This window comes from Opitutaceae bacterium (assembly GCA_041395105.1).
GTDB lineage: Bacteria > Verrucomicrobiota > Verrucomicrobiia > Opitutales > Opitutaceae > B12-G4.
In genome coordinates this window covers 1147936-1172467 of record JAWLBB010000001.1, presented here as the reverse complement: position 1 = coordinate 1172467, position 24532 = coordinate 1147936, and the positions used below count along the sequence as shown (strand labels likewise).

Annotated in this window: 7 protein-coding genes; all 7 read right to left on the bottom strand. The window is 58.3% G+C overall.

The genetic code is table 11. From position 1 onward, the window contains the following. Positions 1 to 55: 55 nt before the first annotated feature. Positions 56 to 14422 (bottom strand): amino acid adenylation domain-containing protein, encoded by a 14367-nt coding sequence (locus tag R3F07_04535; protein MEZ5275630.1) that lies wholly within the window; start codon positions 14420 to 14422, stop codon positions 56 to 58. 624 nt (positions 14423 to 15046) lie between these two features. Next, on the bottom strand, positions 15047 to 17716 hold the full coding sequence (locus R3F07_04530) for a hypothetical protein (GenBank protein ID MEZ5275629.1): 2670 nt from the start codon (positions 17714 to 17716) through the stop codon (positions 15047 to 15049). 298 nt (positions 17717 to 18014) lie between these two features. Continuing rightward, complete coding sequence (locus R3F07_04525) at positions 18015 to 20156, bottom strand: polysaccharide biosynthesis tyrosine autokinase (protein MEZ5275628.1); 2142 nt, start codon at positions 20154 to 20156, stop codon at positions 18015 to 18017. Between the two features lie 188 nt (positions 20157 to 20344). After that, the gene (locus R3F07_04520; GenBank protein ID MEZ5275627.1) at positions 20345 to 21148 is read right to left on the bottom strand and encodes a sulfotransferase family 2 domain-containing protein; all 804 of its coding nucleotides are present in this window, start codon (positions 21146 to 21148) and stop codon (positions 20345 to 20347) included. Between the two features lie 26 nt (positions 21149 to 21174). After that, positions 21175 to 22287, bottom strand: coding sequence for a glycosyltransferase family 2 protein (locus tag R3F07_04515; protein MEZ5275626.1), 1113 nt, complete (start codon positions 22285 to 22287; stop codon positions 21175 to 21177). Then, positions 22284 to 23396 carry a glycosyltransferase family 4 protein gene (locus R3F07_04510; GenBank protein ID MEZ5275625.1) on the bottom strand — a complete coding sequence of 371 codons (1113 nt, stop codon included), beginning with the start codon at positions 23394 to 23396 and terminating at the stop codon, positions 22284 to 22286. The genes R3F07_04515 and R3F07_04510 overlap by 4 nt, the downstream gene beginning before the upstream one ends. After that, a complete protein-coding gene (locus R3F07_04505; protein ID MEZ5275624.1) occupies positions 23397 to 24476 on the bottom strand; it encodes a sulfotransferase in 1080 nt (359 codons plus the stop codon). Between the last annotated feature and the right edge of the window lie 56 nt (positions 24477 to 24532).

Genomic DNA, 24532 nt, shown 5'->3' with positions numbered 1-24532 from the left:
TATCGGTATCTTGGAGGCTGTCTTGGGCTGTTTCTCTCGCAGGAAGGTCGGAGAACTACTGATTCGTATCCCATACGAGTTTCTTAAGGTCTCCGACCCGGGTTTCCGGCGATGAAACCAAGGTCTTAAGGATCGTACGATAAACCTCAAGCTGAGGTTCAAACGCATCGGGCGATACGATCTTGACCGGAACCGAAACCTGGAAGCCCACGCTTCCATCCTCCTGGTAACGGATGCTCAGACTGAAAGAGCCGCCGCCTACCGCGGTTCGCAGGAGAGGTTTCACCGGGATCTCGCCCAGCCTGAAAGCGCCATAGGTATCGGGCACCTGATTGAAGTAGAAACAACCGAGCGGATTCTCCGTTTGCCCGGCCTCGTCAAGCATGCTCTTGAGGATCAGACCTGCATTGAATGTCCGATTCGCTGTGGATTCCCGCCCCACCCGCGTCACCTCGTCAACGACCTGCCCCAGATCAAAATCCTCCGAGAATCTCACCCGGGCGGGAAGATTTGAGACGAAATTCCCGACGACATCCTTCGCTCCAGGAGGCATCCGCATATCGACAGCCGATGTGGCCAGGATGTCTTCGATGCCGAACCACCGATTGACGAAGACATAGGCCGCGGAAAGAAAGACGTAATGTGGCGTCGACTTCCTGGCCAAGGCGAATGTCCGGATCCGATCCACCTCCCGGGCCTCAATAGTAAAATTGAGGAATCGACCATGGATCGGCTTTCCCCGCCGCTTGAGGGGTTTCGCGGCAGGAAAGGCTCTCGGTGGAAACCCACCGCCGAAGGTCTTCCTCCAAAAGGTTTCGAGCCGAACCCTGTTCGCCTCCTCCCATTGGCCAAGCCAGGCCTGATAATCGGGTTCATGGAGGTGAACCGCAGGAAGATCCGGTACGCCTCCGCCTGCAATCGTCCGATAGGCCTCAGCCACTTCCGAAAGAACCTTCACAACGCTGAGCCCGTCAAGGTAGCGGTGCGTGAAGGTAAAGATCAGAGCGGTCCGACCCGAACCCACCCTGACCGCCTTCACCCGATGCATGACACCGGAAAATGGCCTGAGGGGACGTCTGCTCTCGGTATCGTAGATCTCGGCGATCCGTCGGTCCGCTTCCGATCCGAGAACTCCACCCAGATCCTCAACCTCCAGACACATCTTCGGGTCCTGGCGCACGACGGCCCAGACCCGACCACTCCTGTCTCTTCGAAAGCACCGTCTGAGCGCTTCATGCCTCCCGACGACATGCAGGAACGCTCTTTCGAACAGGCCCAGATCAAACCCCGCACCGACTTCGAATCCACGACAGATGAGGTACCGGGCACCGTAATCCGGCCGGATCGTGCCCGGGGGCGGTTCCGGCATCAATTCCCTGGGAATCGGTCTCGGGAGAATGACCAACGGGGGATGCTCGAGAGCCTCATTTCGTTCCATGCGAGCAACGATCTCCCGGGAGCCCCTTCGGGCTTTGGATGAACGGATGGCGGTTGCCAATTGCCGGATGGTCGAGGCCTCTTCAAAAACCGAAAACGGGAGATTCATCCCAAACTCCCGATTCACGCGATGCATGACGCTGGCCGCTTTCAGCGAATCCCCCCCTGCGCTGAGGAACGCGGTATCCGCATCGATTTTCCGGCCGAGGACACCTTCGTAGATTCCCACCACCCGGTGCAGGGTCGGGTCGTCACCATCCCCTGCCGCCGAAGGAAGCGCCGCCGGGACAGCCAGGGCCTCCGGAGAAACCTCTGCCGTCGAGTTCTGCACCATCCAGGAAACCGTGTCGCGGAAACCCTCGAGAAATACCTTAGCCTCCTCAGCGGACACGAGGACCTGCGGCGCGCTCAACCGTACCACGAAACTCCCGTCAGTCCGCTCGCCGGCAGACATCCCGAGGCTTCCCAGCATCTGAATCTCTGTCCGCTTCCAGCTCTCAACATTCGAGCCTTCCATCTTGAACGGGGATTCGAGATCGGGCAGTTGGCTGAAGAAGACTGTATTGAAGGGAGTATCCGTCCGGCCACTTTCCTTAAGCATCCCCATTCCGAGAGGAATAATACCCGACCATGCATGGCTCAGGGACTCGTTCGATTGCTGAACGACGCGGTCGACGGCCGCATGCACCGGCATGCCATGCAGAGATGGGATCATGATTGGAACGGCCTCAACAAACGGCCCGACGACTCTTTCGGCGTCAGGGTGGCGACGGGCGTTGAAAATCGTGGAAATCACCCGGACGTCGGCACTGCGATTACGGGCGAACATCACAAACGCGGCTGCCAGAAGATACCGAAACCGCGAGATTCCGTGATAGCCGGCCCGAAGCGCCACCCCGCTCATGAGCTCAGCCGGGAGTTCAAGTTCACTCATCAGGCCGAGCAGGACCTTCCCTGGTGGTCTCGAGCGATTCCAGGGAAGCCTGATCTCGGGAACCCCCTGCAGAAACACCGCTTTCCAATGCGTCTCAAGCCGTTCCCGGTTCGCATCAACCCATGACTCAAGCCAACTCCAGTAATCGAGTGCCTGGACCCTTCCAGGAGGCAATACGGGTTCCCGGTTTTTCAGGAATGCATGGTAAGCGTGGCTCAGTTCGTCAAAGACAACGCCCAGACCGATTCCATCGATCAAACCGTGATAGAAGGTCATGATCACGACATCCCTCCCGTCAGTGATCCGGATGATGCGGCATCGCAAAGGCAATTCCTCGGTCAGGGCAAACGGCCTCACGGATTCCTCGTGGAAGATCTGTCGGGCCTGCCCTACCGCGTCGTCAATACACCGGTCACTGAGGTTGACCACGTCCATCGCGGCGTCGAATTGCTTCTGAACGACCTGGGACACGCTCCCATCGTCGTTGCAGCAATGAATCATCCGCAACGCTTCATGACGGTCGATCACGCTGATCCACGCCCGACGAAAGGCAGCAACATCAAACGGTCCATTCAGTTCAAACGCCCGGGTGATCGTATAGGGAAACCGGTTGGATTCGGCGTTGATCCGTCTCCAGTTTTCGGCTGCGTTTCCGGTAATCAACCGCGGTCTGCGATCGGTCAGAATCGGTACTGGTGCCGTCACAATGTCGCCAGACGCCCGGGAAAGTATCAGCGAGACCAATTCATCCAGATCGCAACTGAGGGCGACATCCTGGAAATGCAACTCGATCGCAAAATCCCTGCGGAGACGTGCGAGAAGACGCAGGACGGTTACCGAGTCGCCGCCCAGATCAAAGAGCGAACGTCGACAATCGACCTCGCCCAGTCCGAGAATTTCCGCAACCACACGAGTGACCGACTCTCTGTTGGCAAGACCGGCACCGCTCTCCCCCTCTACCGTTATCCGGTCCAGCGCCACACCGGCCTTTGCCGGCTCGGGAGAGCTCCCGCCCAAATCTGCCGCCGACGGTAGGTCGCCAATCAGGATCAAGGGGTCGGCAACCAACTCTTGAAGCACGCGGGTCCAAACGGAAAAGAAGTGTTCGATCGATGTTTTCTTGAAGAGTGCTTTGGCGTAAAAAAGCTGCACCTCCATTCCGTCGGCATCGAAATCGCGCCAGGTCATCCCGAGAACTCCGTTCGGCCTGGCTTTCTGGCGAATCACCGGCGAGATCCGGGTCCCGACTAGATCAAGATCACGACCCGCCTTCGGTCCCTGGTTGAAGACAAAATCATCCGGCTCCGCTCGGCCGTCTTCGTCCTTCGGGACCATGGCGAATGCCCTGGCCGATGGGAACTGGCGGTGGTCCATGGCGGCGGCGAGGTTTGCCTTCACGGTCTTGAGAAAATCCACGGCGGTCCGTTCGGGATCAATCCGGGTCCGAATGATGACCCGATTGGCAAAGTGTCCGACAATCTGCCCGGCTTCCGGGTGCTCCCGACAATCCACCGCACTGGAAACGGCGATGTCGCCGGCACCGGTAAACGCACGGAGCGCCAATTTGAAACTCGCCAGCGACAGGCAGAACAGAGAGAGCCCGTGCGTCAGGCAAAGGCCCCTGAGAGACTCTGTCAGTTCCCGGCCAAAGCGGTGGTGCAGGATGAACCCCGGGCGTGAACGTTTCGGTCCCAGAGCCCCGTCCAGTGGAAAACGGATTCCGGGAACCATACCCGCCAGATTGTCCTTCCAGAAGGATTCGAGCCGGGCTTCGTTCCGATCCCGGAGAAACTGCTGCTGCCATCGGCTCATGTCGAGGTATTGACACGGCAGGGGCTTCAGGGGGAAATCCCTGCCCTCCGCGACGCAGCGATAGGCCAGCGCAAGATCGCTCCAGATAATGCCCAGGGAAGTGCCATCCCCGACCGCATGATTGAGGGTGAGCACCAGGAAGAATTCCTCCGGGGCGAACCGGACGACAGTCGCCCGAATCAGAGGCGGGCGACCGAGATCGAATGGGATCTTCCCCTCAAGTTCGGCCCGCTTCAGACAGAATGCCGAGCGCTGCTTCTCCGAGAGTCCCGGTTTGGATTCGAAGACGAAGGGAACGCGGAACCGAGTGACGATCCGCTGCACGACATCACCTTTGTCATCCGTGACCAGCCCGGTGCGCAAAGCTTCGTGTCGATCAATGACGAATTTCAGGGCCTTCCGAAGATGCGCACACCTCAACCGGCCGCGAACCCTCATGGGCCGGACAATGTTTCCCGTTACCTTGCCCTTTCCTTCCGTGATCAACCGCCAATAGACCTTCTGATTGTCTGTCGCCGGCCAGCGATGGTTCCGATCCAATCGTTCAACGGAGGGGAGACCATTCTCCCCTTCGTCGGAACGCCGCCGTCCCATCTCCTCCAGATGCGCGGCCAGATCACAGGGCGACGCATGCTCGAAAATCTCGGCATAGGTCAATGGAACCCGCAAAACCGCCTTGATCTTCTGAAGCAGACGAAGGGCGGACAGCGAATCGCCGCCACTCTCGAAGAACGATTCGTCGCGACGAACCGATCGTCCGAGAACCTCCTCAAACAGGGCAATGACTTTCTTCTCCTCATCCGAAGAGGCAGGCTTCCCGAATGGATTGATGATATCGGCCAGACGACACTCGGGCTCCTCGACCACAGTCTGCAGCAGAATCCTGAAGTGATTGAGAAAGACCCGGGCTCGATTCTCGGACATCAGCTCGGTCGGGTAGGAAAACTGCACGGTCGCCGATCCATCATCCTTGTCGCTGACCAGGGCGACAATCGTGTTCTTCCGCCAGATATAGGACCGTCGGAGAGGCTCGATCGGCAGCGAACCGAGTCTCAAGACTCCCAATGTGTCCGGAACCTGATTGAACGAGGCCGAAGCGAACCGACCCCCGAGCGAAGCCGCGTCCTCACCCTCGATATCCAGCAGTGTTGCCACCGGAATACCCGCATGGGCGATCCCATCCGAAGCCGACTTCACGCAGTCACAAATCGCGTTGATCAGTCGATCGTCATCGTCAAAGGAATGCATCAATGGCACGGAATTGACGAAATTTCCGACCACTCCATCGGCGTCAGGGTGGATTCGCGCATCCGAAACAAAGCCGACGATCGGACGCCTCATCCCCGTCAACCGATTGAGCAGGATAAGAAACGACGAGAGCAGGATGAAGTAGGCGGACGTGCCCACCTCCCTCGCCAACCGCCGCACTGCTTGCATCAGATCGTCCGGCAGATTCAGGTAGAGATAATGACCCAGATAGATCGTTTCAGAGTCTCCCGAATGCTCAAATGGAAGTTGGGCGGCGGGGATACCCTCCGCATAGACACCCTGCCAATACCTCTCCAACCGTTCCCGATTGCCCTTCCGCCAAACCTCCAACCATCGTTGGAAGTCAAGCGCCTGCAGTCTGACCGGCGGCAAATCCGGCTGACGCCCTGAGGCAAACGCCTCGTAGGCACGACTGATCTCGCTGAACACCCTGACCAGGCTGATCCCATCGGTATGCGCATGGGTGAAGGTCAACAGCAGGAGGGTTTCTTCGGAGGGCAGCCGGATTGCGCGAAACCGATACCCGGCACCAAACGGATAATCCATGGGAGTCAGACACTCTTCCCGGTAAAGGAGCTCAACCCTTTCATCGACTGACGCCGGCTCGATGGAACTCAGATCCTCGCGCTGGAGAGTCACCTCCACCTCGGCGGGATAGAGCTGAGCCATCCTGCCGTCCGGAAGCATCTCCATTCGCATCCGAAGGTTGTCATGGCGGTCGACCACGAACCGCAAAGCCTGCTCGAAGGCATCCAGGTCGACCCTGCCCTTCACTCTGAAGGCACGCGCGATTCCGCCGCCACGGTTGCCGCGTTTCCTCAATGCCTCCCGCTGGATTTCCGCCTGTTCCCGCGGATGAATGATCGGACCGCGCGGCTCAACCTTTTCGATAGGTCCGTAGTCGGAAACCGGGCCCGTCCGCCGCATCCGATAGATCACCCGGGCGATCTCGACGGGGCTCGAATTCCTTGTGAACGTCAGATAGTCCAGCTCGACTCCGTATCCGCGCCGGATGTGCTGAATCACGCGCAGGGCGCTGACCGAGTCGCCTCCCAGATCAAAGAAAGACTCAGTCGCGCGGATACGGTCGGAGCGGAGGATCGCCTCATAGAGCGATGTGACCTCTTTCACCAGACCGTGGGGCCTTCCCGCCGGACTCACATCCGTACGATTCGCAAACGCATCCGGCCAGGATGGCTTGAACGAATCGAGCGAATCCTCCGGAGATATGATGATCCTCTCAATCAGCTCGAGGAAATCGGCAACCAGGAATTCGATCGTCTCCTCGCTCAGAAACTCGGGTGCATAGGTTATCCGCAAACGCATGGCCTTTCCGGTATCGAGGAAATTCGTCGACATGACACCCGGCAGGACCCTGCGTTGCGCTTCGATCAGACGGACACGCGATCCGGAAAGACCGAAGTGCTCGCAGATGTCGTGCATCTCGATGAAGGCAAAGCCAAAGAGGGGATCATCCAGACTCGAACCGCCCTTCGGAACCAGCTTGCGCACAGCTGACATCGGGTAAAAACGATGGTCCAGAACCGAGCCCAAAGATCTCAGGACCTCCGCTTTGAGACCTTCCAGCGTCACCGGATCATCAAGTCGGAGACGAACCAGAGTCGACGTGGAAAAGTCCCCAATTGCTCCGTCAAACCGCGAATCCTCCCTCAGATTGATTGCGGAGATGACCACAAGATCATTCTGACCCGAATACAGTTTTAGCAGTCCCACATAGGCAGCAAAGGCCAGATTGAAAGTGGTCGTTCCCAGGTTCTGCGCACCAGAACGCACCCTCTCCGCGAGTTCCACCGGAAAGTCGACGTAACGGATCCGTGCCTGACTGACCCGAAATCCCGGCATTGCCTTGGGAAATCCCGGAAATTTGACGGGAGAAACCCCATCCAGATAACGCCGCCAGAAGCTTTCCAGGAATTCCCTCGCATTGGACTGCAGCAACCGGCCGAGCCAGACCTGGTAATCGAGGAACTGGAGAGCGATCGGAGGTCGATCGGGGGAGCGACCTTCCAATGCGGCATTGTAGGCCTCCGCCAGATCCCCCAGCAACTCGGGCAAAAGCGCACCATCGACCGCAATGTGAAGAACCCTCATCAGGAGGGCATGACGCTCCGGCCCGGTTTCAAGAACCCGCAATTGCAGGATGGGTCCCCGGCCCGGGTCGACCTGCTCGTGGGTGAACAGCTCGAGGGATCGGACGATTGCTTCCGGCTCGGTTTCTCCGGCTGTCGCAGCAATCCACTGCAAGACGGATGGGAGGTCCGGGAGTACCTCTTGAACCGCACCACCCTGAGCGGATTCCTTCAGGATGGTTCGCAAGGGTTCATGCCGCCTCACTACCCAGTCGATGGCGGTCTGCAGCGCCTCCCCGTTCAGCGGGCCTTCAATGAGAAAAGCGCGAGCCAGCACGCCGACGGGCTTGTCCGGATCCTGTTTCCGGCATTCCAGGTAATCCTGCTGCTTCGGACCGATTGGCAAGGGCCTGGATCGATCGACCAATTCCAATTCAACCCGGACCGGAGGCGAAGGCTGGATTTCGCCGCGTTCGAGCACATCGATCACCCGGTCAACCGACAGGCCCGACAGGATAAGCGACGGGGGCACGTTGATACCGAGTTCACGGGTGAGGCGGGAGGACAGTCGAAGTGCCTGGAGGGAATCCCCGCCGAGGTTCAGGAAGCCCAGAGTTGTATCCACTTCATCGATCCGAAGCAGCTCTCGCAATGCGTTGAGAACCACCGCCCGGCGACTCCCGGAATCCGGAGCCGCCCGTTCGCGCCTCAAGATCGCAGCCTTCGGCCATGATGGCTTGAAGGAATCGAGCGGTTCATCCGACCCATCGGCGATTTGGCCGATCAGTCTGAAGAAATCGGAGTAGAAGCACTCGACCACTTCTTCCCGGAGAACCTCAGGCGAATAGGTCACCCTGAGTCGCATCCGATCGTCGCTGTCGACGAAGTTGGTCGACATGATCAACTCCAGCAGACGCGACGTGGCCTCGATCTGCGTGATCTCGGCGCCGGTGATCCGCATGCGCTCGCAGAGGTCGCGCATCTCCCTGAAAGAAAATCCATTGACCGGATCCCCCAGCACGGAACCACCATCCGGGATCAGTTTGCGGACGGAGGCGGACGGGAAATGTCGATGATCAAGAGTCCCGCAAATAGCGCTCGTGACGCTCCCGAGCAGCGCGTGCAACGTCAGGTTCCTGGCGAGCCGGAACCGGATCTGGATGGGATTCGAAAAATCCCCGACCGCGCCGTCCAGCCGGGCATCCTCCTTCAGGTTGAGCGATGTCCCGACCGTGAAATCGGTCTGATCCGAATAGAGCCTGAGCAGGCCCACGTGGGTCGCAAATGCCAGGTTGAACGGGGTGATTCCTGCCGCAATCGACCGCTCCCGGACCAGGGCCGCCAATTCGACCGGGAATTCGAAGTAACGTATCCGACCCTTGAACGGGAATTCGATCGCCGCATTCTCCGGAAAACCGGGAAACCGCAAGGTGGGAACCCCGTCCAGTTCCTTTCGCCAGAATGACTCAATCCTCTTTCCAGTGTCCGCCTCGAGGATTCTTCGGTGCCAGACCTGGAAATCGATATACTGAAGGACCGGGGGAACCATCTGTGGCTCCCGATCCTCAACATAGGCGTTGTAGGCCTCGGCCAGGTCTCCCACCAGGTCAGGCAGCCAGGCACCGTCGACAGCAATATGGAGAACCTTGAGAAGGATGACGTGGCGTTTCGAACCATCGCTCAAGACTTTGAGTCGAAGAATCGGTCCCCTGAAAGCGTCCAGGCCCGCACGAACAAACGACGTGAGGTCGTCGAGGACCCTGTCCTCCGTCAGATCCGCATTTGCCGTCGACTGCCACTCCAACTCAGCCGGGAGCTCCGGCAGGATTTTCTGGGCGAGCGATCCGCCCTTTGACCGCACCAGCAGTGTCCGCAACGGTTCGTGTCGCCCAATCACAAAGTTGAGAGCCTTCTCCAGTGCTTTCGCGTCGAGTCGTCCCTTAACCCGAAAGGCCCGGCCCAGGATATTGATCGGCTCGCCGGGGTGCTCACGGATCGCCGCCAGGTAAGTCTCCTGCTTCGGAGCCAGAGGCCAGAGGCGAAATCGATCGACCCCGACGAGATCGAACTTGCTCGCGCTGGAAGCATGATGGCCCGTGCCTGATAACTCCGAGACTACCTCTGAAATTGGTCGTCCGGTCAGGAACAGCGAAGGAGGCACCCCTATCGACAGATCATCCGCCAACGTCGCTGCCAATCGCAGGGCCAGAATGGAGTCTCCGCCCAAACCGACAAAACTGCGTTTCGTATCCACCGCATCAACGCGCAGGAACTCACGCAGTCTCGCCAGGACCGCCGTTTGAACGAATTGCTTGATCGGTTCCTCAACCTCGACCAGTTCTGGCGGGTTCCCTTCATTCCAGGGAAGTTCGGACATCGTCCGGCCTGGATCGGCAACGAGGTGCTCGAGAACCATGGTGAAATCCGCCACGAACGCATCCATCACAGCCTCACTGAAGATCTTTGTGGCGTAGGTGAAGCGGAACTCGAGGCTGTCAGGTCTCTCCTCCAGATTGCCCTGAAAAACAAAAAAGAAATCCCGTTCCTTCCGGTTGAGCGGTTCGAGCGCCAGTCCGGAAGGGAGATTCAGTGCGAACGGGGGAACCTCGGTGAAGGAAAACGGACAGTAGGCATCATCGAAAATCGATGGAGCGCGCGGAACCATCTTCCTGACCTCCATCTTGGGGAAGAATCGATGGCTCATCGTGGCGGAAAAAGATTCGATGATCCGTCCACAGAGACCATCGATACTCTCACCGGGACTCAGACGGGTGCGGATCGGAAGCAGATTGGAAAAGTCGCCGATCGCTCCGTCAAAATCCGGGTGCTCCTTCAGATTGATCGAAGTGCCAATCGAGAGATCCGTCATTCCGGCGTATCGGCTGAGGACAATCTTGAAGGCCGCCAGGCAGCTGACAAAAGGTGTCACGCCTCGTCGATCCGAATACTCCCGAATGCGAGCCGTCAGATCGGAATCCGTCGAAAGATACCGCATCCGACCGTGGCAATGGTCCCCTCCCCGGTCCCCGTGGAGAACCTTGAAATGGGGTATGGGCAGGCTCCCGACCTGGCGGCTCCAGAACTCCCTGAGTGAATCCATGGTCGGTCCGTCCAGCATCTGCGCATGCCATCCCTGGAAATCCAGGTATTGAAGCTGAAGCGGAGGCAGATCCGGTTCCACCCCCGCCAGCAGGCACCCGTAGGCACGGAAAAGATCCTCCAGCACAATGGCCAATGAACTGCCGTCGGTCACCAGATGCAGCGATGTCACCAACAGGGCGCCGGACCGACGGTTGGAGTTGATCAGGCGGAACCGGATGAGCGGCCCATCAAACGGATTCAGACCCTCGGCAACCTGACGATCCAGTTCTCCGAGAATCCATTCATCGGGATGCAACACGGGAGCCGGCAGGCTGGAAAACTCCAGTGCGGCCGGGAGTGTCGGCAGAATCCGCTGCCCGACTTCACCCGACGGATCCATCTCAAAAATGGTCCGCAGGGGTTCGTGACGCTGAATCAACCATTCGACCGCCTTGCTGAAGAGACTCCGACGCACGGTTCCCCTGATTCGGAACGCCCTGCCGATTACACCTGTGGGATGATCCGGATTCCTTTGGCTGATTTCGAGGTAGGAGCGTTGTTTTGAAGTCAGGGGTATCCGGCCACCCCGTTCGATACGGACCGGAGAAACAGACTCGGACGTGTGATCCAGGGATTGGATACCAGCGATGCGATTGACCGTCTCTGCAACCGATCTCTCTCCGAATACCACGGAGAACGGGATCTTCGTCCCCAGGACCGATGACGTACGGGTCAGGAACCGGATCGCCGCAAGCGAATCTCCACCCAGTTCGAAGAAGCTCTTTGCTTCATCGATCCGGTCCAGGGCCAATGTCTCCCTGAGAAGAACCAGGACCGAGTTGCGGACATCATCTCCGTGAGAACCTGGAGGAGAGGAGTCGACGACGGCCTCCGGAGATGAAAGAACCTCTTCCAGTTTCCTGCGATCGATTTTCCCGTTGGCGTTGAGAGGCAATTCCCGCAGAATACGGATCACTGACGGGACCATGAAATCCGGGACCCGGGACGCCAACTGCCGGCGCATCCCGTCGACTGTCGTTTCGATCCCTCCGGAAAGAACGACGGCCGCAGCCAGCACCTTTCCCCGCGGAGCCTGGTTCAAGAGGATCACGGAGGCCCGGCGGATACCCGGAATCTTTTTCAATTCCGATTCCACCTCTCCGAGCTCAATCCGAAAACCCCGGATCTTGACCTGGTCATCTTCGCGACCGACGAAACCGAGCGTGCCATCAAGCTGCCAATGGACGCGATCCCCAGTCCGGTAGAAGACCGTATCGGGAAATCCAGAGACCCGGACAAACCGCTCCCCGGTCAGATCCGGCCTCCGCCGATAGCCGAGCGCCACCCCGGGACCGCCAATGAGCAGTTCTCCTTCGCACCCGATCGGAACCAGGCGGTCCGATTCATCCACAACGAGCACGGTCGTGTTGCTGATCGGCCCTCCGATCGATACCGGCCCCTGGGAGGCCTGATAGGAACGGGGAACCTCGTGGGTCGTGGTGAAGGTGGTGGCCTCGGTGGGACCGTAACAATTGATCAGACGGGTTTCGGGAAGGTGCCTGAGGGCCCTTTCAACATGATCCCGGGACAAGGCCTCCCCTCCAGTCAGGAGTTGCCGGATCGGACGAAGAACCTCCGGTGCCTCATCGACCATGAAGTTGAAGAGGGAGCAGGTCAGCCAGAGCGTATCTACTTCATACCTGCATATGATTTCCGCCAGCTGATCCGGCGTCGGCACACGCTCGGGATAGAGGATGCAGCGTCCACCGTGCAGCAGCGAACCCCAGATCTCGAAGGTCGATGCGTCAAAGGCAGCCGGGGAAAGATGGATCAGCGATCGCTCCGGACCGAGATCCACATAGTCGATTCCGAAGAGCAGGCGCATGATCCCCCGGTGCGGTACCTCGACGCCCTTGGGCCGACCGGTCGAACCCGAGGTGAACATGACATAGGCCGGCGACTCGGGGCCGGCCGACGAGGATGGGGAAGAGGACGATCGGGCAAACCCTGAATGGGCCTCACAGCCCGGGATACCCAGATTCCGGCCCGCGTCGTTCCATCCGCCGCAGGCGACCAGACAGACCGCTCCCGATTCCTCGATGAGCAGCCGCAGACGCTCATCCGGGAATTCCGGATCCAGTGGCAGGTAGCCGCCTCCGGCCTTCAGGATGGCGATGATGGCCATGATCTGCTCCGGACACCGGGGCCCGATCACGGCCACCAATTGACCGTCCACTTTGAAATCCCGATACAGAGAATCGGCGAGACAGTTCGACCGCTCCTCGAGATCACCGTATGTCCAGACATCCTCACCAAAAACCAGGGCCTCACGATCACGATTCTCACGGGCAACTTTGGAAAACCGGCCATGAACGGTTTCATCGTCCGGGTAGGGTCCCTCACGTACGCCCCATGAATGGAGCTGTTCGGCTTCCGACGGACCGACCACCGGGATATCGTCGATCGTCAGATCCGCGCTCCTGACTAGAGCCCCGAGGGCTGTGCGGAAACGCTCCGCGAACCACTCGGCCGTTCTCCCGGGAAAGCGTTCGGGATCGTAGGTGAGCACGAGATCCCAGATTTCGCTGCGGTAAAGCTGAAGGGTCAGCGGCAACTCCGTCCGCGCCTCCAGGACGGCCTCACGATTGATCCACCGCGGGTCATCCTGCCGCAACCTGTCGGTCAGTTCGTAGCCTTCGAAGCCCACCAGACTCTCAAAGAGAGGAACCCCCTGCCCGAGTCCGGCCGCCCGACGCATCAAGGTTACCGGCGCGTGTTCATGGGGCCGCATCTCGACCCAGAGGTCCCGAAGCTGCTTCAGGAGGGTCAGGACCCCCGTCTTTCGGTCCATCCGCACGCGGACAGGAACCGTGTTGACCATGACACCCACCATCTCTCCTGCCTTGGGAACCGAGCCGTGTCGGCAGGCTCTGGGCGCGCCAAAGACCACCTCATCACGTCCGGTCTGGCGCCAGAGAACCAGCGCCCAGGCCGCCTGGACCAGGGTATTGACGGTCACCCCGGTGGATTTGGCAAAAGCTTCGAGCTGCTCACCCAGACCGTGCCCCAGGCTCTGCCTGAGTGCCTGCCTGTCATGACTGTCAACCGGCGATGGGCCGGGCCCGGCGACCCCCAACGGCGGCGGTTCCTCCATGCCAGCCAACTTTGACTTCCAGAAAGCTTCGTCGTCCGCAGGATCACTGGCCGCCATCCAGTCAAGGAATTGACGATAATCCGCGGGCTCCGGCAATTCCGCCGGCCGCCCCGAGGCCAGGGCATCATGGATCTCATTGACTTCCCGGAGGATGAGGTAGCGTCCACGACCGTCAAAGAGCGCATGGTGCGAGGTCCAGATCAGTTCATGATCTTTCTCACCACGGGTGAACCAGGCGAGGCGCATCAAGGGCGCCTGATCGGTCTGAAATCCCGTGCGCTGATCCTCAGTCAGATAATCTCGGACAATCCCTTCACGCTCTTCTGGGGACTCTCCGGAAAGATCGCGTTCCCGAAACGGTATCGGCGCAGCGGATTCAATCCGCACCTGTGGCCCGTTCTCTTTCAAAAGGTCAAATCGCGCCCGAAGGATCCCATGGCGACCCGCGACCATCTCAAAGGCATTCCGCCAGTCTGCACTCTTGGTAGGCTCGCGAAATCGGATCCGTAGCTGTTGGATATAATTCCCGGCCGCCGGTTCCCGGACAGAGGCAAAAACCATGGCCACCTGCATGGGGGTCGGTGTCAAGGCCACCTCCGTCACAGCTGACGGTTCTCCGACACGATCTGCCGACAGTTTTGTCATCAATTGCTGACCCACCTTCCAACTACGGAGAACCGAATCCAGAATAGGGATTCGCCAACTCTTCTACCGACAATCTCAAAGCGATGTCGATGGCGGAGTGGAGATATCCCGCCTGCGTTGGCCCATGGCCAGCGGGGGCGCCCGAATTCGATAATGGGACGTGGATTGGACATCAACTCAAGGGATTCTACTCAATCGGCAGAATACACGATCAATTCCAGCCAAATTCCCGATCATGAGCTGTCCTCAGATCGGATTTCCAGGGCTGGACTTCCTGCGATGCCGGCCGCTCATGCATCGGTGGCGAGGTAACCCCTGCCGGAAGCGTTTGAGCCTGCCGAGGAGCAGCAACGCGAAAACTGGCGTATGACCTCGAGAACAGCTAATGTAGCAACCGCGCTCTGCCGTGGTTCATCCATCAGGTTCGCATCGCCGCTGCCGTTTTTCGCCGAAGAAGGGAGCAACTGTCGTGCTTCCGGCTCCGTGCGACTACGCCGTGACAAGCCTGCACGACCGCTACCGCATGGGAAAGCTGTTCACCCTCATCTGACTCTCTGCGTCCCCACCTCAACCCGTGGCTCCGGGAAGATCTGTTCAAGTCACCACCAGTAAGGACCAGATCGGCTAATTACCGCCGACTTCGTAGACTTCCAGGAGTGCAGTTCCGGATTTCGTCCCGACGGCCCCCAATCTGGCGGTATAGGCTCCAGGTTTGAGAAGAACCAGGATGGCGGCGTCCTTGCCGTCGGCATTCAATGGAAATGCTCCGACCTTCTCGGAAGCCGACCGGATCAGGGCCGGATTCGTCGCTTTGCCCCAGTCGTCATTCTCCTGGATCGGGATGCTCTGGCCGTTTTCCTGGAGATCAATCGTAAGGTTTGCATCTGAGAGGTATCCCGAGATCCCGAGATTCGCCAAAGAAGGTCCAACTCCGCGGACAAGCATCAATTTCGGCGCATTGCCTTCGACCACGAATCCACCCACCAGAGCGACCTTTCCGCCGTGGACTTTGCCGCGTGTGGAGATATTCACGATTCTGTCACTTGACGGAGACTCTTCGCTCTCGACGTCATAAACCTCGATCAGACTCAATCCACCTCGGCCGGGATCCGACATTTCAGCGGTGTAGACGCCTGGTTCCAGGGTAAGGATGATGGCGGCGTCGGTTTTGCCAGGAAGAAGCGGAAACGCCCCGACTTTTTCCCCGATGTCTCCAAACAGGTTCGACGAGGCATCCCAGTCCTCGTTGATCGCGACGATCGAGTTAACGCCCTCCAGGGTTTTCCGAACAATCAGTTTCGGATCCCCCGCCATACCTTCCACACCCAGACTCGCCATGGACGGTCCGACCGCACGAATGAGGACCTGTTTGGGTGAGTCTCCGTCGACCACAAATCCCGCGATCAACATCCCATTGCCCTTCCCGATCAGGCCCCGGGTCGAGATATTGGCGATCTTCTTTCGACTCTCGATTGAGTCACGTATCCCCAACAGTTCTTCATCAGGTTGACCTGCAGAGCTCAGGATTCCGCTCACCTGTCCAGAGGCCGCGCCAAGTTCAAGCATCAGGCTCTTTCCATCGCCCAGATCCAGGCTGAGAGTGCCGGTATTCCTGATGATCGTATTCACCTCAACCAGGGATCCGTCCGCGCTGACGATTCCTTTGGTCTTCCCTGAACGATCACTGACCAGAAAGACCCGCCCACCATCGCGATTGAGAACACCCAGCTCAACCAGCCCCTGCAATTCGAGCAGGGTTCCACTCGACGTTGACCGTGTTACCGAAATCGCCAGTTTGCCATCCGCAGATGACACTGTGGCCACTCCCTTGCTGATCGCACCTCGCAAGCTACCGTCAGGGATCAGACTTCCAACGCCCACCGAGGAACCTCCGATTTCATCGATTGAGGGAAAAGACAACTGGCCATCCGATTCGACCACCCCATCACGGCCAACAAAAGCGAGTTTCTGACCTCCGAAGTAGCCAAGGCAGGTCGCACTACCCGATGGAAGAACGCTCAGGGCAATCCAACCCTTTACCCCACCCGAACTGACTGTGCCCCAATAGATGCCGCTGAGATTCGCCGGCAGGATCGGTCCGCTTACCGCCGCGGGAGGAGATTCCGGGATCCTGACCCCCACATTGGCACCGGAGGAGAAGACCTGGTTCCCGTAGCGGTCCGTAACCACCGCATAAATGGAAGAGACACCGTATTGATTGGCGATCCACGAGAAATCAAACTCCGGCCGGTTGGTCTCCCCGATTTTCGTCGATCCCGCAAAGAACTCGATTTTCACGGCATCGGTCAGGGCTCCGTAGGCCACCCCGGAGAATTCCACACGCGTCCCCAATTCGATTTCGTCATCGGACGATCCCCTCCGGAAAATGAACACCGGGTCATGGTTTCCCTTCGGAGGCACCATTCCATGGACCTGCGAATGCCAAGCCAGCCCGTAGACCAGACCGTCAGCCGATGATTCGACTTCCAGGACGTAGTGTCCTGTGGACAGGGATCCCAAATGGAGGTACTCGGTCAGATTGCCACCCTTGCTTGAAAGGATGATCTCACCTGGCGCACCATCCTCCGTCTGACGGCGAAGGCGAAGTCGGGCCTGGGGAATACCCGCCACGGAAAAAGATCCGGACGGGGTCAGTTCCGGATTGAGGGCCAGAGCAGCCGAGAAATCGCCGGCGGCGCCCTCACCCACTTCGAATCCATAGCGATTGGGGTGACCGGAATAGACAATCGCCCGATCCCAGCCCATGGGTCGTTCCGCATTGGAACCCGGCGTTTTGCGACCCGCGGAAAAGAGTTCGAGGCTACGGTGGCGACTGATCAGCCCGCTTCCCCGATCTCCATCCAATTTGTCCATACGGTCAGACACGCCCGGACCATCCTGGCTCAAACGGGCCCCCGTCAACAGGATAGCCTTGACCGCAAGCGGATTGAGACCTGCAAAACGCTCCGGGTTGCGATCCGCGGAGACCAGCATGTCGATAGCGGTAGTCTCCGCCAAGGTGAACAGCCCTGACTCAGAACCCTGAGTCGCCTCGGTGCCGCTCGGCGGGTTCTCAAGAGAGCCAATCGATATGGAATTGAATCCGGCTTGAGACGAACGCTGGACCCATTGCCGAGTCTGATCGGTCGCTCCCGGGTGAACGAAGATGTTGCCCTTGATGACCTCGATGTAGCGGTCCTGCGCCTCGGCAACAGCTGACACCCAACCGACCATGCCGACACTGGCAACCAGCCAAACACCATAGAGCGAGACAACAGTCGGTACCTTCTTCACGAGGTGCACCATCGTCGCCGAAACCGACGAATGAAAACACCTCGTATCGGGAATTCTCTTATCAGATCCTGATGATCTAGACCGCGAAGAACTGCGGCCTGATTGACCGGAATACTGCCGATCAATCAGCCCGATTTCACACGGTCGGCCATGGGTAAGGCACCCCTGTCAGAAATCCACCCTAGGCTGAAGGGAAACCGGCGGGCCCTTGGGTATTCTCCCCACGATCCGACAAACAAAAGAACCCAGCCGGATCAGGGCTGGGCTCGTGAGTCAAGAAGCGAGAGAGTGTCGCAGGCTACCTGTGCTCGTATTCCTTGTAGGCCTTGTAATCGTAGTAACTGGTGCCACTGGTGCCGGCAGAAGGCGCACCGTTGAAGACCACCCCAAGCAGTGGGGTTTCCGTATTGCGGAGTCGGTCCAGGAAGACCTTAACCTTGAGTTTGCTGACCTTGTTGAATCGGCAAACCAGAAGTATCTCATCTGCCAATTGAGCCATCAGCAGGGCATCCGGGAAAACCATCCCCGGAGGAGAATCAATGATCACCATGTCATACTGCTGCTTCAGACTCCTGATCAGGTTCGCAAAAGCTTCATCCTGAATCATCGATGTGGGCCGACGGCTGGATCCCCCGGACCGAAGGAGACTGAGATTCTCACCAAGTCGCACCAGACCCAGTTCCTGATCATCAAGAGGCTCAACCGGAATCTGTTCCTTCCCGAGATTCTCGTACCAATGAACGACTCCAAAATCGTTGGCTAGGCCATGGTAGCGGTGATGACTGGGGCGCCGGAAATCGCAGTCGATCAGGACGGTCTTCAGACCGTGCGCACTGTAGGCCGCAGCCAGATTGCTCGCGACGAAGGACTTGCCTTCCTCCGGCATGCTGCTTGTCACCAGCATAACCTTCGGCTTGGGCAACTTGGATACGAGCTCCACCTGACTGTAGAGGATATTGAAATACTCGACCTCCAGATCCTCCGTTCCTTCAAGGACGATTAGTGGGACCTTGTCACGTGTGATTGTCGAGATGCGCGGAATCTCACCGATCAGATCCTGTTTCAGGTAGGTCTCGACCTCGTGTCGGGACTTCAACTTGTCATTGATCAATCCCAATCCGATGGGAAGCCCGCCGAACAGACCCAGGAACAGAACTGCGGTGATCATGTAGATCTTCTTCCGATCCGGAGCGAATGGGACAAAAGGAACCCCGGCCCGATCCACAATCCGCACATTGGTCGTGCTTAGCTGGCTGGAGACCAGAGTCTCGTTCAATCGGTTGAGCAACTGATTGAAGGTGGATCGATCATTCTCGAGGTTACGCTGGAGAGCGTTGAAGTCCACCGACAGGCGGTCCAGATCCAGAGATTCCTTCTCGGCCGCAGCAAGCCGTTGCTCAAGCTGGTCCACGGTCGCCGCGGCCTGGTCTCGGGTTGTCTTCAGGGATTCTAAAGCCTGATTTACGGAAGCCTGCAGTCTCTCCTCCAGAACTTTGATCTGAGCCTCATTCTGAATCATCTGGGGATGACGATCCAGATACTTTACTGAGAGCACCTCCCGATCCGCGCGAAGCTGCAGAATCTGCTCCTCGAGGGTCTCCGCGTTGCTGATCCGGGTGATGGCCGGGATCTCCAGAGGGGTCCGCCCGGCGGCCAAAGCCGCCTCAACCCCGCTCAATTCCGTTTCGGCCTGAAGAAGATTGATCCGTGCTGCGCTCAAGGCGCTATTCAGCTGGTTCAAATTCTGGACCACGATGTTCTGGTTTTCCTCAAGTGAAACCACGTTGAGCCGCTCCCGGTACTCCTGGAGTCGCAATTCACCCTGGCGAACCCGCTCTCCGGTCTCCTCTACCCGGGCGCGGAGAAATCGGATGGCGGACTCATTGCTCTGGCCCGCACGGTCCAGCATGTAATTGATATACTCGTCAGCGAAGGCATTGGCCAGGAGGGCCGCCACCTCTGGGTCCCGATGCTGAAATGTCAGGTAGAAAACAACGCCCCCTTGAGTGATTTTCGAAGATCCGCGGATGATTCCCGCGACTGAAGGGTTCGGATTCTCCTCGGAACGGTAGGGGGCAACAACGGCCTCCTGTTCCTCGGGAGAGAGCGACTGAACCACGCGGCTGAGCATCGTCCCGCTGTTGATCTGAATCAGGTGACGCTGGATGACATCCTCGGTTCCCTGCATCATCTGGGCATCGACCACCCCCTGGATATTGACCACCTGGTCAGCGGTGCGCTCGAAGAGGATCGACGCGCTGGACCGGTAAAGCGGGACCTGTTGGAGCGAAAAGTAGGCAAAGGCACCCGCGGCCAGCAGCCCGAAAAACAGACCCACGAACCAACGGTCCCGGATCATCCGAAGGAAATCGGCCGGTTTTAGGCTCTCCCCGCCGCTGAATGGATCAGAAAGGGGATCGAGTGAATTAGCTGCGTCCATGTTTGCCACGTTGAATCGACGGAATTAAACCCGTCCTTAAGCTGCAGTCTCTAGACCCTGCCACCGGACCTGTAAACGGGAAAGCTGCGGATTGTCCATTCACTCCCTAAAGGAGTCGGAACGACCGCGCCCGGACCGATCCGCCCGAACCAAACCTGGTCGCGCTGCCGGGTTCTCAGCGATTCCTCTCATTTCTTCCAGAAAGCCAGGGAATTGATCATCCGGTTGAGAAATTGAAAACGTCGAACGTCACGATCGGAGATCGACTGACGCACTTCGCCGAATTTCTCGTCGATCCTCCCATAGAGCTCCAGGTCCAGAAGGTTCTTCGCGCGAATGGCTTCGATTTCCTCCGTCGCAAGCGACTCCGGCTTCCTCGCAATTCCCTTGACCGGTCGGGTCACGTTCTTGTTCCGATAAACCGGGAGTCGCTTCCATCCCAATTCTCTGCGGTAGAGGAGAAGACTGCGGTCAAATTCGCTCTGCACCCCGACTAGAATCCGATGGTGGCAGATGTTCTTCCACGCATCATCGAGGAGTGACTTCCGGGCCGCCCCATAGGGCTGTTCTTCATACCGTCCGTAAAGGCCCGCCAGACGCCTGACCTGACAGTTGTCGGTGGTCTCATCCAGTCCGCGTTCGACGAACTCCCGGAGAGAGACCTCATCGAGACGCCCCTTCAGCCAGGCGCCCGACTGTCCCGACCGTATAAAGCGATATTGCGAGACCACCCGAGACACAGGCTCCCTCACCATCGTCAGATAGCGGAAGGGGTTCGTCATTACCTCGTGAAAGCCGAAATAGACATGCCCCCCAACCACTCCGAACCTGGAGATCGCGGTCGCATAATCTCGCTTGAAGGCCTCAAGACGGCCAAGATCGCCTCCTTCTCGGTAATAAAATCGGGCTGGGCCGCAATTCCTAGTGAGGACCGCTCTCAAGGTATTTCCGGCCGTCTTTGGGATATGAACGAAAATGACAGTCTGGTTCATAGTAATCCGTACGGGGACAGTAGTTCTCAAGTACGACGAGACGTCTTTGTCTTGCCTTCCGGCCCCACGCCAACCGGGTTTTCACCCTCGAATGCAAAGCGATGGCGGAGATGAACGTCGATCAGGCCGCAAAAGTAGCCAACACCGTAGCCAAAGTGCATCAGGACAAGCGCAAGCGTACAATACGGGACGATCAACATGGATCGGTGCTCGATACCCGCCAGGACGGCGGCGCCAACGACCGCGAAAAGGTAACTCAAAACCGGCAGAGCCGCCGGCGGGTACCAGATCGATGCGAATAGACAGACTGTCACGACCGCAACCAGGGCCGGAGGCATGAACTGCCGGACCGAGAATCGGACCGGGTGCTTGGCCCGAACCGGGATCTTCCAATAGCCGTAGTCGAATGCCATCCGGCCAAGCTTTCCAAGGCTTCGTCGGGCGAAATAGCGGATCTTCAACCATGGCAAGCAGACGATTCGTCCGCCCATCCTGCGCACCCGGATATTATGCTCCAGATCCTGTGCGCGAACAAACCAGGGATCAAACGGTCCAAATCGGTCGAAGTGTGCCCGTCGCCATGCACCAAAAGGGACCGTCTCAGCCTCGATCGGCCGATCACCCCGCCGGTTCCGGTAGGATACACCCACTCCGAAACGTGAGGTCAACGCAGCGGCAATTGCCCGAGCCTGCAACGTTTCCGCTCCTGGTTGAGTGTCCCAAACACCACCCACGTTGTCCGCTCCCTCTTGCCTCAGGAATTCGACCAATGTGAACACATAGTCATCCGGATACTCGCTGTGAGCATCTGCCCGCACCAAGAACTCACCCGATGACTCTTCCAGTAGCAGGGCCAAAGCCGCTGGTGTCGTTCTCTCTGAATTGTCAATGACTCGAAGGCGATCGTCACTCGAGGCAATCGCATCAAGTACTCCGCGCGTTCCATCGTCACTCAGGCCGTCAGCAACAAGCAGTTCCATTCGCAATCCGTCCGTCTTCTGCCTTAGGAGTGAACTGATGGAACGCTCAACAAAGCCGATTTCGTTCCGGCAGGGGACGATGATGGAAACCAATCCCGGACAACCAAGTCCGCCGTTTTGGTCCCCTCGAATTCCGCTGAAATCCACAACGGAACTCATATCACTCTGCCCTCATCTTCAATCAAAGCCCTAATCTCTCTCACCAACCCGCGCCTCCTCACTTCGAGGGGGAAGGAGTGTATGATCCTCTCCCGCGCAACTGGTCCGATGATGGGCCCCCTCGCCAACGCAGCCTCGATATTCTGCGCCAGCGCTTCCGGCGTAATCCGACTGAGATAAAGTCCACATTCGCCGACCACTTCCGGGATGGCACCGTTGCAACTCACCACTGGAACACAACAGGCCAGCATGGCTTCGGCCAGGCTCATGCCGAATCCCTCGTGAGCCGATGCCTGGACATAAACCGAGGCTTCCATAAGGCTGGCGTTGAGTTCATCATCTGAAACCCGTCCCGGGAAAACGACATTGGTCGTTGCGATTGACTTGAGGTAGTCGATGGCATCATCCCGCCACGACCCAATCAGACGGAACTCCACATCGGGCAGCAGCGCGGCCGCACGCACAAAGGGCTCATGACCCTTCCGAAAGAGATTGGCCCGATCGACATTCCCCACCGTCACCACCAGTCGTTTCCAGGACTTTGGCGGTCGTTTCCCGAACACGTCGGGAACCCCGTGGTGGACCACGCCCACAGTCTTGGGATCGAGACCCGCATTTCGTTTGCCCTCGCCCCTGCTGTATTCGGAATTCGTCATCAACCGCGAGGCAAGCTTCATTGTGGCGAGGGAAATCCATCGCTTCAAACCGCCCCGTTGATGTCCATATTCGATCTCGGGCATGTTTGCCAGGTCATACCCACCGATAATCAAGAGGAAGGGCTTCCGAAGCAAAGCGGCAGCAAGGACGACCGGAAAAGTGTGCCAGGAAGCAAACCAACCGACGCAGGCCGATGTTCGGGCCACCGTGCAGACAGCAGCTGCTACGCCGGATGCGTTGCGGCCAACAATGACCAGTTTACACCCAAATGCCTCGTCGAGGATCTGGCGATCGATTGTGACAAATCCGGTCTCAAGGTTTGAATAGAGAGCAATGACGGAATCCCTCGCTCTCGACCCCCACCGGATAGAGGCAGAACCCTCCCCTGCCGTATCGCCGTCCACCCCGTTCTCATCGGGACGAAGTATCAAACTCTGGCCGAGATTCAACATTCAGTTCCTTGGAAGGTAACCGAAGTGTGCCATGGCGGGACTGCCTTCCAACACCCTGCTGATGGATGACACCTGTGACTCCGAGAAGGCCGAACGCCATTTCTCCGACTTGCCCTCGCCTGAAACGAAGGTGGAACGCCCGTGACGTTGCTCGCCCCGGAATGCGGCAAGGACGTTCAGGTAACGGGTGAGGTTGCCCGAGAAGGGCAAATTGAGGAACTCCAGGATCGTGCGGATCTGGTTTTCAGTGTCCTCAACCAGGCTTTCGTATCGGATCGCCAGAAAACGCGATTCGGATTCCGTCCTCATGCACTCGACCAACGCGTCGTTGTTCAAGCGCCAGAAAAGGGCAAATGTCTCCTCAAAGCTCCTCCCATAGAAGCGATCCAAGAGATCGCTCTCGCCGTAAATTCCGCGAAGATGCTCGATCTGCTGAGCTTGGTCTTCATTCGGGGGACGTTCGCTCTCGCCGGAACGCTCCATCCGCTGCCCGGTATCCATCTGGCCATGATGTTTTTTTTGGGAAGCCACCTGCGCATACGGATCCCTCACCATGTAGATCACCTTGGCGTCGGGATACATGAAGCGGTATGTCCGGTAAGAACGGAGAAGATGAACATCCTTGATCAGCAACCGGGAGCAATGCGGGCTCTTTGGAAACTGAACCTCGACAAACGGCTTGAACAGAGGCTCGTGAAGCGAGTTTAGGAAGTAGAACCAGTAGAAGGGATTGCGTTCAAATCCCTGCATCCCGAGATGTGAGGTGACCGATGACGCCACCTTAAAGAGTCCAAAGACGGATGACTTCAGCCATCGGTTTCGGTGTACCAGGTTCCGGAGGTAGGGCAGAGTATACCTCAACAGCTGATCAAGATCGGCCTCAAAAGACCGGCGCAGGAGGGCACAGTCGTCCGAATCCTGATCACGAACGAAGCGAGGAAGCAGATGGCGCTTGCGCGTCATGATCTCGTTAAGAAAAACAACCTCCGGTGAACTCTGGATCAGGTTCGCCGCAAAAGTGGAACCCGATCTCGGAGATGAACACAGGAGGATCTTTTCCAGATGTGAGGCTCTACTCATGTTTCTGATCGGGTCCCAGCGCTGTTCCTTCGTTCACGGAATGCGCCCGGTCACGT

What these genes read in the sequence shown, in the direction of transcription:
- R3F07_04535 (MEZ5275630.1), bottom strand. Translation starts at nt 14,422, where the DNA reads ATGACAAAACTGTCGGCAGATCGTGTCGGAGAACCGTCAGCTGTGACG.
- R3F07_04525 (MEZ5275628.1), bottom strand. Translation starts at nt 20,156, where the DNA reads ATGGACGCAGCTAATTCACTCGATCCCCTTTCTGATCCATTCAGCGGC.
- R3F07_04520 (MEZ5275627.1), bottom strand. Translation starts at nt 21,148, where the DNA reads ATGAACCAGACTGTCATTTTCGTTCATATCCCAAAGACGGCCGGAAAT.
- R3F07_04515 (MEZ5275626.1), bottom strand. Translation starts at nt 22,287, where the DNA reads ATGAGTTCCGTTGTGGATTTCAGCGGAATTCGAGGGGACCAAAACGGC.
- R3F07_04510 (MEZ5275625.1), bottom strand. Translation starts at nt 23,396, where the DNA reads ATGTTGAATCTCGGCCAGAGTTTGATACTTCGTCCCGATGAGAACGGG.
- R3F07_04505 (MEZ5275624.1), bottom strand. Translation starts at nt 24,476, where the DNA reads ATGAGTAGAGCCTCACATCTGGAAAAGATCCTCCTGTGTTCATCTCCG.